The 13,372-nt window shown below is 51.8% G+C and carries 12 protein-coding genes; all 12 read right to left on the bottom strand.

Going from position 1 to position 13,372, the window contains the following annotated elements:
* Positions 1–160 precede the first annotated feature (160 nt).
* Complete coding sequence (wecG, locus tag SAQUA_RS00985; protein WP_380673766.1) at positions 161–901, bottom strand: lipopolysaccharide N-acetylmannosaminouronosyltransferase; 741 nt, start codon at positions 899–901, stop codon at positions 161–163.
* Positions 902–909: 8 nt separating this feature from the next.
* Complete coding sequence (gene wzyE, locus SAQUA_RS00980) at positions 910–2,277, bottom strand: ECA oligosaccharide polymerase (protein ID WP_380673767.1); 1,368 nt, start codon at positions 2,275–2,277, stop codon at positions 910–912.
* The gene (locus tag SAQUA_RS00975; RefSeq protein WP_380673768.1) at positions 2,274–3,359 is read right to left on the bottom strand and encodes a TDP-N-acetylfucosamine:lipid II N-acetylfucosaminyltransferase; all 1,086 of its coding nucleotides are present in this window, start codon (positions 3,357–3,359) and stop codon (positions 2,274–2,276) included. Before SAQUA_RS00975 ends, wzyE begins: the two co-directional genes overlap by 4 nt.
* Complete coding sequence (wzxE, locus tag SAQUA_RS00970; RefSeq protein WP_380673873.1) at positions 3,356–4,606, bottom strand: lipid III flippase WzxE; 1,251 nt, start codon at positions 4,604–4,606, stop codon at positions 3,356–3,358. The genes SAQUA_RS00975 and wzxE overlap by 4 nt, the downstream gene beginning before the upstream one ends.
* Before the next feature lies 1 nt (position 4,607).
* Complete coding sequence (gene rffA, locus SAQUA_RS00965) at positions 4,608–5,738, bottom strand: dTDP-4-amino-4,6-dideoxygalactose transaminase (RefSeq protein ID WP_380673769.1); 1,131 nt, start codon at positions 5,736–5,738, stop codon at positions 4,608–4,610.
* Positions 5,725–6,444, bottom strand: coding sequence for a dTDP-4-amino-4,6-dideoxy-D-galactose acyltransferase (rffC, locus tag SAQUA_RS00960; protein ID WP_380673770.1), 720 nt, complete (start codon positions 6,442–6,444; stop codon positions 5,725–5,727). Before rffC ends, rffA begins: the two co-directional genes overlap by 14 nt.
* Complete coding sequence (rfbA, locus tag SAQUA_RS00955) at positions 6,422–7,303, bottom strand: glucose-1-phosphate thymidylyltransferase RfbA (RefSeq protein WP_380673771.1); 882 nt, start codon at positions 7,301–7,303, stop codon at positions 6,422–6,424. The genes rffC and rfbA overlap by 23 nt, the downstream gene beginning before the upstream one ends.
* A 199-nt stretch (positions 7,304–7,502) precedes the next feature.
* A complete protein-coding gene (gene rffG, locus SAQUA_RS00950; RefSeq protein ID WP_380673772.1) occupies positions 7,503–8,570 on the bottom strand; it encodes a dTDP-glucose 4,6-dehydratase in 1,068 nt (355 codons plus the stop codon).
* Positions 8,567–9,829 carry a UDP-N-acetyl-D-mannosamine dehydrogenase gene (gene wecC, locus SAQUA_RS00945; protein ID WP_380673773.1) on the bottom strand — a complete coding sequence of 421 codons (1,263 nt, stop codon included), beginning with the start codon at positions 9,827–9,829 and terminating at the stop codon, positions 8,567–8,569. Before wecC ends, rffG begins: the two co-directional genes overlap by 4 nt.
* Positions 9,826–10,956: a non-hydrolyzing UDP-N-acetylglucosamine 2-epimerase gene (gene wecB / locus SAQUA_RS00940; RefSeq protein WP_380673774.1), complete on the bottom strand. Its 1,131-nt coding sequence runs from the start codon at positions 10,954–10,956 to the stop codon at positions 9,826–9,828. The genes wecC and wecB overlap by 4 nt, the downstream gene beginning before the upstream one ends.
* A 90-nt stretch (positions 10,957–11,046) precedes the next feature.
* Entirely contained in the window at positions 11,047–12,099 is a 1,053-nt protein-coding gene (wzzE, locus tag SAQUA_RS00935) for an ECA polysaccharide chain length modulation protein (protein WP_380673874.1), read from the bottom strand.
* A gap of 20 nt (positions 12,100–12,119) precedes the next feature.
* On the bottom strand, positions 12,120–13,217 hold the full coding sequence (gene wecA, locus SAQUA_RS00930; RefSeq protein WP_380673775.1) for a UDP-N-acetylglucosamine--undecaprenyl-phosphate N-acetylglucosaminephosphotransferase: 1,098 nt from the start codon (positions 13,215–13,217) through the stop codon (positions 12,120–12,122).
* Between the last annotated feature and the right edge of the window lie 155 nt (positions 13,218–13,372).

Raw genomic sequence — 13,372 nt, 5'->3', positions numbered from 1 at the left:
AGAAATGTTGTGTTTGATTACGCTTTGCTCACTATCGCACCATAATGGGCAATCAAGGGCAGCTTCTCTGGCATTATCGCTGATTTTCCGCCCAGTTTTCAAACTGATGTTGTCCGACCAAACCGAAGTAGAACAGCACGGATTTACTCCTGCGCCCCAACTACATCCTGCCGGTGTAGTAGTAGCCAACGAATTTAAGCAGCCTGAGCTGGCGCCGAATACGGCTTGGCTGGCTGAGCAGGCGATAGAGCCACTCCAGGCCAAGATTCTGCCATATCTTAGGTGCACGCTTCACATGGCCAGTAAACACGTCGTAAGTGCCTCCTACACCCATATAGAGCGCCTGTGGGTGTACCTTGCGGCAGTCACGCATCAGGATCTCCTGTTTGGGTGATCCCATTGCCACCGTCACAATTGCTGCACCACTGGCGCGGATCCGTTCAAACAGCGCATCACGCTGTTCCGGTTTGAAATAACCATCCTGGCTCCCCACCAGGTTAACGTTCCATTGGCTACGCAGCTTGTGCTCGGTTTCTGCCAATACCTCAGGCTTGCCACCCACCAGAAACACCGGAGCGCCTTCCTGCCCGGCACGTTGCATCATCGCTTCCCACAAATCTGCCCCAGCAACGCGAGAAACGTCCGCACCAGGGTACTTACGGCGGATCGAACGTACCATGCTGATACCATCTGCATACTTATACTCTGCCTCGTCCAGAAGCGCGTGCAGAGCGGGATCGGTTTCTGCGTTGAGGATTTTCTCCGCGTTCATCGCCACCAATGTGCCCTGTTTTACCTCACCTGCCTCAAACAGAAAATCCATGCACTGCGCCATATTACGAAATCCCCACAGGCTAAAACCACGTAGCTCATATTTGGGAACCGAAATTTTTGCTTCCATTGTTACTCTTACCTTTGCAGAAGGGTACTGACGGTGGGAACCTGTGCACGCTTACGCATGCTGCGTGCTTTGATCAGCCCGGCAGTATCAAACATCCAGTACAATAATTTTGCCAAAACCAGACAGAGACCAAAAATGAGGCAGAAGAACACCACTCGAGAAACGAACGAGTCCACCCCTTCACGCGCCAGCACGATGATATTGAACACCGCACCAAAGCAGAATCCCTGTAAAATAGCCGCCTTATAACGGTTCTGTTCGTTTTTCCCCATTTCATACAGCCAGTCGAACCACTTGATAATCAACCCTACCACGATGGCTCCCAGCGGAATAAACAGAACCCCCCCCATGACCACCAGAGATCCGATCAGCGTAGGCGAGATCGCCAGCCCTGAGTGGTTATCCAGCACTTCCCAAGTAAAGTAGTTAGCGGTATTGAGTACCAGATCCGGTCGCCCAGGCCATAGCCAGGTGGGGATAAACACATAGAAATCGCGCACAATCGGCGCCAGCCCCTGGAAATCGATCTTGTCGTAATTTTGCAGTAACAGTGCCAGATTTTCCCACGGCGAGAAGGTATCGCGAGTCAGATACAGGAAGGTGTAAAACGCCTCCGGGCCGCTGACATCAAGGCTGTAGCGTTTCAGAGCCAGCCAGAACATCCCTACGATACCGAACACGCCGGCGGCCACCAGCATCCACAACGAGATCCAACCACGAACGATACCTATGAACAGGAACAACGCAAAAGCGATGATAATATTGGCGCGGGTGCCCCCCACAATCACATAAGTCAGAATGCCAAAAGCTACCGTCGCCGCCAGGAAGAACAACCAGCCGCGCACATCCTGCCGCAGGAAGTAGACCACCAACATGGCAGGGATGAAGAAGTAGAAGAAGCGTTTGAGCGCCACCCCTGACACATCACTGGAGAAGATCTGGCTGTAGGAATTCAGCTTGAACAGTAGGAAACCGTTTTGCATGAAGAAGATACCAACGGTACCGATCGCCACCAACGCCAGCAGTATCCAGGTCAAATGCGTTTCCACTCTGGTCATGGTGAAAAGCGGCTTCGGAGGTTGGTTTTGTCGTTTACGCAACCGTGTCTTGTAACTAACGTAGTAAATCGCGTAAAAACAGGTAGCAGAGAGAATGGCATACAGCAGAAATTCTACCGGTACCACCTCAACATCGAACCGGAAGACCAGCAGGCAGGTCAGTGGAAAACCAAAGTAAAACGTTAGCAGGTAAAGCAAGGAAAAGAACACGTTAAAGTTAAAACGAACGCGACGAAATTCCTGATAGGTCAGGGTAAGTACAAACAGCGCCCCGATCAAATAGACAACGAATAACCCGCCAAACTGTGCCAGCGTCATGGATTTTCTCCCGCAGCCAGTGTCAATGCCTGCTCCCAGCCAGTAACATAGTTCGGATTGAAAAAGGCAATTGACCGTTTATCCAACGTCGCCAGTTGGCGCTGTGACTCACGAACCACGGCTTCATCCAGAGAGTCGCCATAGAACAATACCGGCAGATGTTGCTCAGCCAAATCTTGCCAAAATGGGTTCTTGCGACTGAGGACAAACGGTACGCCAAACTGGATCAACAGACACAGAGTGCCCACTCCCTGTTGGCGATCAAAAATAAAATAGCCAAGATCGCATTCACGCAGGATATTCAGATAATCATCAAACGCTATTTGCTGGGTCAGCAATTGCAACCGTTGCTCATCAAACAGTTTCAATCCCGCCTCACGCACCTGTGCAATATAGGCGTCGTTATTGGCCGGATAACCCATGGGGACGATCACCCGAACATTGTCACCAAATTGCTGATGGATCGCCTGCAGCGCCTCTATATGGCGGTTGGTCTTATCACCAGAGTTTCCCACCAGGATCGTCATCGGCCCAGCCAGGTTCTTTTCCACCTCAATCCCGGTTAATGCCGGATCCATTCGCGTCGGGAAATAAAGCAATGATGCCGGAACGCGAGCATGCCGCTGATTGTAATGGATCAGATCGCCACGCGTCGCAAACACGCGACCAACCCGCCCCTGAGCAATACGGCGCAGAATATAAAACAGGCGGAATTTCCAACTGGTGGCATTTTCATACAGATCGGCCCCCCAAATATGCCAGCTCACCTGTCGTGCTTTGATTTTGCCACTCAGCAAGGCCAACCACAGCGCTGCGTTAAACTGGCCGTGCAGGAAGAAACGGCTATTGCGGTTAGCCTGAGCGCGAGCAATCACTGCCTCGGCCAAGCGCTTTTTACCTGAAAAAGTATCGATAGTCAGTTTGGGAAATTCGCCTAACGCCGCGACATCCTTGGCTGCCACCATAAAGTGACACACTTGTTCAGCAGGCAGTCGTTCGGCCAGCACATCATTGAAAAAGCGCAGCACCGTCTGATTATGATGCGGGATATCAGATCCCAGTACGTGGATCAGTATGGTCATACTCGTCTACGATAAAGAATGAATACGCAGCAACAAAGCGCGAAATACACGATGTAGGTTGCCATATAGGCCTGAGCAGCACCCAATGCGCCATGCAGCGGGATAAGCCAGTGCGAAAACAGCGTCAGCAAGGTAAATTGGCTGACCTCTGTCAGAATATAAAAGCGCAGCGATGCTTTAGCGATCACCAGATAGCCAAAGACATAAGCGCCAACCTTCAGCACATCCCCCACCAGTTGCCAGGCAAACAGATCGCGCATGGCGACAAATTTTTCTGAGAACAACAGCCAAATGGCGAAATCACGCAGCAGCCAAACGGTAAAACTGGCTGCCGCCACTGCGGGCAACACAAACTTCAGTGAGCGCACGATTTCCTGTGAAATGGCGCTTTTCTCCTGCAGGCGCGACAACGTTGGCAGCAGGTAAACGGTGAAAGAAGCGGTAATAAATTGCAGATAGGCATCGGAGATACTGCTCACGCCTTGCCAAATCCCCACCTCGTCCCAACTGTAGTGGGTCGCCAGCAGGTTACGCATCATGACATAGGCTACCGGCAAGGTCACAGAGGTGATCAGTGCCATAATGGTAAACTTGCCAAGATGGCTGGCCAGGGCTTTGTCCCAGGCCAGTGCCAGATAGCTTAATGGTAACACTTTGCGACGCCACAGCAAGAAACTTGCCGGTAACACCACCAATGCCGGAACCAATGCCAACCCGGCCAGTGCGCCTTCGTAACCGCCCAAGGTAAAGCACAGCGTGAAAGCGACCACGCCGATCAGGCTACCGAGGATCACCGCTAGGGCATTCCCCATCGCGTCGCGGTAACCTTTGAGTATTGCCAGGAAAAGGTTGGCGTAGGCGATCCCCATTTGGATAAAGGCCACTGCACGTACCACATTCACATATTCAGCATGCCCGAACAGGCCGCGGCTGATTGGCTCTGCGGCAAACAGAAAGACCAACGCCAGCAGGGTTGAAAAACCCAGGACAATACTGGAAGCAGTGCCCACGGCCATGCGTAAACGCTGAGGATCCTGATGGTACTCCGCCACATACTTGGTAATACCATTAAAAATCCCGGCCCCGGACAGCACGCCCAACACGGTAATCAGTTGGCGGAAGTTACCCGCCTGCCCGACACCGCTTGGGCCGAAAGCCACCGCCAACATTTTAACCACCAACAGCCCCACGCCAATTTTAATCAGTGTGGAGCCTGCGGTCCAAATCGATGCTTTTGCCAGAGACATATCAGGCAAAGAAGCTCAGGATAGTATTGATCACCGAACGTTGATTGACGTCAGACATGTTATAGAACAACGGCAAACGGGCCAGACGTTCGCTTTCCTTGGTGGTGAAGCGGTCTTCGCCAACAAAGCGGCCAAACTTCTCACCTGCTGGGCAGGCATGCAGAGGAATATAGTGGAAGACCGACATAATCTCCGCCTCTTTCAGGTAGGCAATAAACGCGGTACGTTCCTGTACGTCTTTCAGTTTTACATAGAACATATGGGCATTATGCACGCAGTCCGCCGGGATCACCGGCAAGGTGATACGGCCTGCATCGGCCAGCGGTTTGAACGCGTCATAATAGTTCTGCCACAGTTCAAGACGGCGCTGGTTGATCAGCTCGGCAGCGTCCAATTGCGCCCACAGATAAGCAGCTTGCAGGTCCGACATCAGATAGCTGGAGCCAATATCACGCCAGGTGTATTTATCCACCTGACCGCGGAAGAACTGGCTACGGTTGGTCCCTTTCTCACGAATAACTTCGGCACGGTCGATCAGTGACGGATCGTTAATCAACGTTGCACCACCTTCACCACCGGCGGTGTAGTTCTTGGTTTCGTGGAAACTGTAGCAACCAATGTGCCCGATAGTGCCCAAAGCTTTACCTTTGTAGGTCGACATCACGCCCTGCGCCGCATCTTCAACCACAAACAGATTGTACTTCTTAGCCAACGCCATGATGGTGTCCATTTCGCAGGCTACACCGGCGTAATGAACAGGCACAATCGCGCGGGTTTTGTCGGTAATGGCCGCTTCGATTTTAGTTTCATCAATGTTCATGGTATCTGGACGTACGTCGACAAATACCACTACGGCGCCACGCAGCACAAAGGCGTTAGCGGTAGATACGAAAGTGAAGCTCGGCATGATGACTTCATCACCCGGCTGAATGTCCAGCAGGATAGCCGCCATTTCCAATGAAGCAGTACAGGACGGCGTCAGTAAAACTTTCGGGCTACCAAAACGTTGTTCCATCCACTGCTGGCAGCGGCGGGTAAAACCGCCGTCACCGCACAATTTACCGCTGCTCATTGCAGCCTGCATGTAATCGAGTTCGGTGCCAACAACCGGTGGTGCATTAAATGGAATCATGTAAACCTCTATAGAACCAATAAGCGGTGCTTTCTATGTTGGCACCGTGCCGTTGATAGAGCCGTAACGCGGCAAGATTACTTATCTGCGTCGCGATGCGCAGGCGCTGCAGCCGTTTCTGCTGACACCAGGCAATCGCGGCCGCCATCAGCCGTGAACCGGTCCCTTTCCCTTGTGTTCCGGGGAGTGCCGCCAGCAGACCGATACGAGCCTCTTGCTGGCCAATATCACGCAGGCTGACAAACCCTTCGGGCTTCCCGTCGCTTCCCAGTACCAACAGGCACTGATGATCAAAAGTACCCAGCACCGCTTTCTCAATCCAGGTGGCGTAAAAACGCCCGCTGTCTTGCTGCCCATACCATGGCGCGCGGAATCGGCTGGCGGCAAATACGTTGGCCGCAGCCGCTCGCAGCAGCGGAATATCTTGCGGCTCAGCGATGCGGACTGTCGACGATAATGAAGCACTTTCCGTGCCAATTACCAAAGAAAAATCAACTTCACCTTCCACCAGTCTGAATTGCAGCCTCGCCAGTGCGTCAGCCAAGTCAACGCGCTGCGCTGGGATCTTGGCCTGCACCAGCGCAAAAGCATCCAACTCAGCATCGCTGACCAAGGGCGCAGCATCGTTAAACTGCAGTTTGGCGCTATTAAGGTGGAAAAATTCGCTTTCCCAGCTCAAAGGCTCAATATTGGCGTGGACGGACATGCAATAGATCCAGTAAGTATTTGCCATAGCCTGTTTTGGCTAACGCCAGAGCAGCACGATTCACGCCATCGTCATCCAGCCAACCGTTACGCCAAGCAATTTCTTCCAGACAGGCAACCTTAAACCCTTGGCGTTTTTCAACCGTTTGCACAAAGGTACTGGCTTCGATCAGGCTATCGTGAGTACCGGTATCGAGCCAGGCAAAGCCACGGCCCAACAGTTCAACCTTCAATTCGCCACGCTCAAGATACATCTGATTGATACTGGTGATTTCAAGTTCGCCGCGCGGGGAAGGCTTCACCTGTTTGGCGAAATCAACCACCTGACTGTCATAGAAGTAAAGACCGGTGACCGCCCAGTTTGATTTTGGCTTGGCCGGTTTTTCCTCTATTGAAAGCGCACGGAAATTATCATCAAACTCCACCACACCAAATCGCTCTGGATCCATAACCTGGTAGCCGAATACCGTCGCGCCCTGCAGGCCTTCAACAACACTTTTCAGTTTCGGGCTAAAGCCCTGACCGAAGTAGATATTATCACCCAGCACCAGGCAGCATGGCTCACCACCAATGAAATCTTCGCCGATCAGGAACGCCTGCGCCAGTCCATCCGGACTAGGCTGCTCGGCATAGCTGAGATTAATACCAAACTCTTGACCGCTGCCGAGTAAACGGCGGAACGAAGGCAGATCTTCGGGCGTGGAGATAATCAGAATGTCCCGGATCCCAGCCAGCATCAGTACCGAGATCGGATAATAAATCATCGGTTTATCATAGATGGGCAGCAATTGCTTGGAGACGCCGCGAGTAATTGGGTGCAAACGCGTCCCCGAACCACCGGCAAGAACAATACCTTTCATTTTCACTCCTGACTCACTTTCATTACGTGAAAGTTTTTCTGTCATAGGATAAACAGCCATACCTATTGGAATTCAAGCTACAGCCAGATAACGAATAGATAACCCCCAGCGACTTATCACTATAAGCCACTGGGGGTTACCACAAATCTGTCGGGAACAGATTTGAACACTGTGGACGGCAACCAACAGGCGAAGGTTATTACTGGTTAAGCCCTAAACGTTCGCCAGCATAAGACCCATCCTGCACGCGGCCCCACCAGGTTTCATTGTTCAGATACCAGGAAACCGTCTTGCGGATCCCGCTTTCAAAGGTTTCCTGCGGGCGCCAGCCAAGTTCACGCTCGATTTTGCCTGCATCAATGGCATAGCGCATGTCGTGACCTGGGCGATCCTTGACGTAAGTGATCAGATCGCGATATTTCGCCACGCCCTGCGGTTTATTCGGTGCCAGTTCTTCCAGCAGATCGCAGATGGTGTGAACAACTTCAATATTTTTGCGCTCGTTATGACCACCAATATTGTAGGTTTCTCCCACCACGCCTTCCGTCACTACCTGATATAACGCACGTGCATGATCTTCCACATACAACCAGTCGCGAACCTGCGCACCATTGCCGTAGACCGGCAGCGGTTTACCGGCAATCGCATTCAGGATCACTAACGGGATCAGCTTCTCCGGGAAGTGATAAGGGCCGTAGTTGTTGGAACAGTTTGTCACCAGGGTAGGGAAACCGTAGGTGCGAAGCCAGGCACGTACCAGATGGTCGCTCGATGCTTTGGAAGCAGAATACGGGCTACTCGGTGCGTAAGGTGTAGTTTCGGTAAACAGATCGTCAGTGCCGTGCAGATCGCCATACACTTCGTCGGTAGAGATATGATGGAAACGGAAAGCCTGCTGCTTCTCTTCCGCCAACGCCTGCCAATAGTGACGGGCAGCCTCCAGCATGGTGTAAGTTCCCACCACGTTGGTTTCAATAAAGGCCGCTGGGCCGTCGATGGAACGATCAACGTGGCTTTCCGCCGCCAGATGCATGACGAAATCAGGTTGATACTGCGCAAATACACGATCCAGCTCGGTGCGATCGCAAATGTCCACCTGCTCGAAAGCATAACGCTCGCTGTTCACCACGCCATGCAGTGACTCAAGATTACCGGCATAAGTCAGCTTGTCGACCACCACTACGCTGTCGGAGGTCGAGCTTATGATGTGTCTTACCACGGCAGAGCCGATGAAACCGGCGCCACCGGTGACCAAAATACGTTTCAACGCCAGACTCCTTTGGTGTCCACGATCCAAGGCTGCTTAATATCTTGCGGTTTGATCGCTCTGAACTCTTTATGATCGACCAACATCACGATCACATCGGCCTGTTCCAGCGCGTCCATAATGGTTTTCAACGTTACATGCCCCGCCAGTGACTTAGGCAGGTGATCAACATTGGGCTCCACCGCCAAGGTTTCGCCAATGTGCCAGTCAGCAATCAGGTGAGCTACTTCAACCGCCGGGCTTTCACGCAAATCATCGATATTTGGCTTGAAAGCCAGACCGAAGCAGGCAATTTTTACCTCGGCAGCACGCTTGTTGGTTGCCACCAGGCAGTCCGCCACAGCAGCCTTGACGCGATCGACCACCCACAGTGGTTTGCCGTCGTTTACCAGGCGCGCCGTGTGGATCAGGCGAGCCTGTTGCGGGTTCTGTGCCACGATAAACCAAGGATCAACAGCAATACAGTGCCCCCCCACCCCTGGACCAGGCTGCAGAATGTTGACGCGCGGGTGGCGGTTGGCCAGGCTGATCAATTCCCATACATTGATGTCTTGCTCAGCACAGATCAAAGACAGTTCGTTGGCAAACGCGATATTCACGTCACGGAAGCTGTTTTCCGTCAGTTTGCACATTTCGGCGGTGCGGGAGTTGGTGATAACACATTCACCTTCCAGGAAAATCTTGTACAGCGCGCTCGCGCGCTCAGAACATTTTGGCGTCATACCGCCGATAACACGATCGTTGCGGATCAGTTCGACCATCACTTGCCCCGGCAATACCCGCTCAGGACAGTACGCAATATTGATGTCAGCCTGTTCACCGGCATCCTGCGGGAAGCTCAGATCGCTGCGCGCCTGCGCCAACCATTGAGCCATCTGCTCGGTTGCGCCCACCGGAGAAGTGGACTCTAGGATCACTAGGTCACCCTTTTTCAGCACCGGAGCTAATGACTTGGCTGCCGCTTCAACATAGGCCAGATCGGGTTCATGATCCCCTTTAAATGGCGTTGGCACGGCAATCAGAAAAGCGTCTGCTGCAACCGGTTTGGTCACCGCCTGCAGATATCCGCCATCTACAGCTTCTTTCACCACGCGATCCAGATCGGGTTCAACGATATGAATGGCACCCCGATTAATGGTATCTACCGCGTGCTGATTAACATCCACGCCCACCACTTTCTTCTGACGGGAAGCAAATGCCGCAGCCGTTGGCAAACCGATATAACCCAGGCCAATAACTGAAATAGTGTTAAAACTCATGCTGTCACCTGATGATTCTTTAAAGCTTCGAGGATACGTTGGCAGGCATGCCCGTCACCGTAAGGGTTATGTGCCCGGCTCATGGCGTGATATTCGTTTTGGTCTGTCAACAGCCGAGTAACCGCATCAACAATTTTAACGATATCCGTTCCGACTAACTGCACCGTTCCGGCGTCTACCGCTTCTGGTCGCTCGGTGGTATCACGCATCACCAGCACCGGTTTCCCTAGCGATGGTGCCTCTTCCTGAATACCGCCAGAGTCGGTCAGTATCATATAGGCATGCGTCATCAGATAAACAAACGGTAGGTAATCCTGTGGATCAATAAGAATAATGTTATCAATGCCTTTCAGGATACGATTGACCGGCTCACTGACGTTGGGGTTAAGGTGTACCGGGTAGACCACCTGAACTTCAGGATGCTGAAGAGCAATCTCTGCCAACGCACTACAAATACGTTCGAAACCGCCACCAAAGCTTTCACGACGGTGGCCGGTTACCAAAATCAATTTCTTGCTGACATCCAGGAATGGGTAATGCTGAGCAAGGCTATTACGCAGAGATTCATCGTTGATAACCCGATCGCGCACCCATAGCAGCGCATCAATCACGGTATTACCCGTCACAAAAATGTGATCATCCTGCAGTGACTCCCGCAGCAGATTCTGCCGCGAGTTTTCGGTCGGCGCAAAATGGTACATTGCCAAATGACCAGTCAACTTACGGTTGGCCTCTTCTGGCCATGGAGAATAGAGATTTCCTGTGCGCAGCCCTGCCTCCACATGCCCCACTGGTATACGTTGATAAAACGCCGCCAGGCTGGTTGCCATGGTCGTCGTCGTATCGCCGTGAACCAGCACAACATCAGGTTTGAAGTCCTCCAGAACGTCCTTCAGCCCTTCCAGAATGCGGCAAGTGATCTCACTCAGCCCCTGGCCGGGTTTCATGATATTCAGGTCATAATCCGGTACGATTTCAAACAAACGCAATACCTGATCCAGCATCTCGCGATGCTGTGCCGTAACGCAGACTCTTGACTCAAAGGCTTCATCCTGAGCCAGAGCATGTACCAGAGGAGCCATTTTGATGGCTTCCGGTCTGGTACCAAAAACAGTCAACACTTTCACAGCGAATCTCTTTTGGTCGGTGAACCGCAGGCGAACCTGCAAAGTCAGGCACTCAAGTACCCATCAGCAAAAATTACTCTATTCTTATTATCAACTACGAGGCCGGCGCGCCAAGGCAACTCCCGCGCCCACCAGCGCACCAATCGAACCCCACATAATCAGCCAGAATACCCGGCGTGGGCTGTCGCGTTTTACTGGCTCTTCAGGAGTGCGCAAATAACGGTAAGCCTGAAATTTAGCATCAATCGTTGGGCCGACGTTCAAGGTTGCCAACATTGCGCGATTCTGGTCATAGCTCAAATCAAAGGTTGGCCCGGAGGCCTGTAAACCTTCCAAACGGGCCTTAAGCATCGGTTTGCCAAGCAGGAACAGATCGGAATCAGGCAACTGCTCTGCCGGTGTATCGGTCTGAGTACGGCTAATTCCTTGCTGCTCAGCGATTTTCAATGCATGCTGAACCGTTCGTAACTCACGCTGGTACACTGCATCAGCTACTGCTTCCTGCCGTTTCACTTGTGCTTTCATCGAGGTCGTGCGAGCAGCCCATGCACCTTGGATCTCCTCATTCAGATGCTGTGCAGCCCGGTGGCTGGCAAAGGCAACGTATTGGCGCAGCAGACGGTTTGAATCCGGTGCGGTTTCTGCCGTCAGTTTGACGCTATCGTTAAGCACTTTTTTGTCATCGCGTGGCGTGAACTGAATATTGCTTATCAACTCGTCAAGCAACACCGCATCAGCACGTGCATCACCTTCCTGACGTTGCTTGTAGTAATCGCTTTGCAGCCAGAAATCACGGCGCGTGTCATAGGCAGCCAACTGCATAATGAATTCATTATAGGCTTCATCTGCAATCCCTGGTTGATCGACAGGAACAGTAGGCATAGCCCGTACATCAAGGTTACGTAGAAATTGCTGCTGAGAGTAATACCCACCCAACGAGTTCACCGTTGGCCTGTCGGTAATTGCAGTAGCACTCCACTCCTGTTTCACCAGGTAGGAAACCACCAGGGCGACAGCAGCAAACAGCACCGCGAAACCGATAATCCATTTTTTGCCACGCCAAAGGGTGCAGCACAGCCCACGGATATCGAGCTCGGTATCGACCACCGGGGTATTCTTTTCAGACGTTGTTTCAGGAATCATCACTGCCCTAAAGCCTCAGGTTAAGGTACTTGCTTATTGTTCGTTGAATTCCGTATGCGACGCTTGATACGTTTGATATAACGCGCAACGCGCCACGCACGTTTAATACAATAGCCATAGAAAATGAATGCAAGCAAAAATAATGCCAACATAACCCATTCAGGAATAAAACTCAGACGTTCACCAATGACACCTATCGTTGCCAAAATCGCTGCCGCCAGCGTAATCAGGACAAACGCCTGACGGGGGCTAAAGCCAGCACGCATAATCAGGTGATGAATATGCTGGCGATCTGGCGAGAACGGGCTCATCCCTTTACGCAGCCGCCGATACATGATGGCGATCATATCCATCAATGGGATAGCGATAATCCACAATGCGGTGACTGGCTTGATAGGATGGCTTGGCCCCTGTGAGCTTTGCAGTAACAGCCAGATTGCCGTAAAACCAATCAGCGTACTGCCTGCATCACCCATAAACACTTTATACCGGCGGCCAAGGATGCCGAGGTTAAGCAGAATATAGGGGACAATAGCCGCCAGCATGGCGAAACACCAGAAGGAGAGTTCAAGGTGGCCACTTTGGTACAACAGGATGCCCATTGCGCCGAATGAGACGCAGGAAAGACCACCGAGCAAACCATCAATACCATCAACCATATTAAATGCGTTGATTGCAGCCCAGACAGCAAACAGCGTGACCAGATAGCCAAATGGCCCCAGCAGCATTTCCCAGCCGCCAAATACATAGCCAAAGCTGTGCAAATACAGGCCAGCAAACAACATCATGGCGATGCCGACCAAAGCTTGGATTGTGGCACGTATCTTGACGCTGATGTCGAAGCGATCGTCAAGAGCCCCCACAAATACCAGAACACCTGCACAGGCGAGGTAAAGTTTGCCATGCGCAATCGTTTGGTCTGAGATCAAGAAAGCGAAGCAAATCCCGGCGTAAACGGAAATTCCTCCCACCAGAGGGATCAAACCCTGATGGCGCTTACGATAATTAGGCTTATCAACCAAACCGATCTTTTTTGCTACCTTGCGGGCAACAAATAAAAAAGCCAGAGAAAACAGAAAAACAAAGAGAATTTCAGTACTCATAGTGAGTAAGTTCACGGTTAACAAATCTCTAAAGAAGATGAGGTCACTTAACATAAGCAAAAACTAAGCCATGTTACCAAGCGGCCTTTCAGTAATTTCCTTTGACAACTGACATTCATACTTATTTATGCTTTTAGCTGTCGCCTTTCATGTTGCAGCGGTTTTAGCCG

The organism is Serratia aquatilis, assembly GCF_044865145.1.
GTDB classification, from domain to species: domain Bacteria; phylum Pseudomonadota; class Gammaproteobacteria; order Enterobacterales; family Enterobacteriaceae; genus Chania; species Chania aquatilis.
The sequence above is the reverse complement of the archived record's forward strand: the minus strand, read 5'-3'. Positions and strand labels throughout refer to the sequence as shown.

Coding starts and splice junctions, on each gene's coding strand:
- wecG (WP_380673766.1), bottom strand. CDS start 901: ATGGAAGCAAAAATTTCGGTTCCCAAATATGAGCTACGTGGTTTTAGC.
- wzyE (WP_380673767.1), bottom strand. CDS start 2,277: ATGACGCTGGCACAGTTTGGCGGGTTATTCGTTGTCTATTTGATCGGG.
- SAQUA_RS00975 (WP_380673768.1), bottom strand. CDS start 3,359: ATGACCATACTGATCCACGTACTGGGATCTGATATCCCGCATCATAAT.
- wzxE (WP_380673873.1), bottom strand. CDS start 4,606: ATGTCTCTGGCAAAAGCATCGATTTGGACCGCAGGCTCCACACTGATT.
- rffA (WP_380673769.1), bottom strand. CDS start 5,738: ATGATTCCATTTAATGCACCACCGGTTGTTGGCACCGAACTCGATTAC.
- rffC (WP_380673770.1), bottom strand. CDS start 6,444: ATGTCCGTCCACGCCAATATTGAGCCTTTGAGCTGGGAAAGCGAATTT.
- rfbA (WP_380673771.1), bottom strand. CDS start 7,303: ATGAAAGGTATTGTTCTTGCCGGTGGTTCGGGGACGCGTTTGCACCCA.
- wecC (WP_380673773.1), bottom strand. CDS start 9,829: ATGAGTTTTAACACTATTTCAGTTATTGGCCTGGGTTATATCGGTTTG.
- wzzE (WP_380673874.1), bottom strand. CDS start 12,099: ATGATTCCTGAAACAACGTCTGAAAAGAATACCCCGGTGGTCGATACC.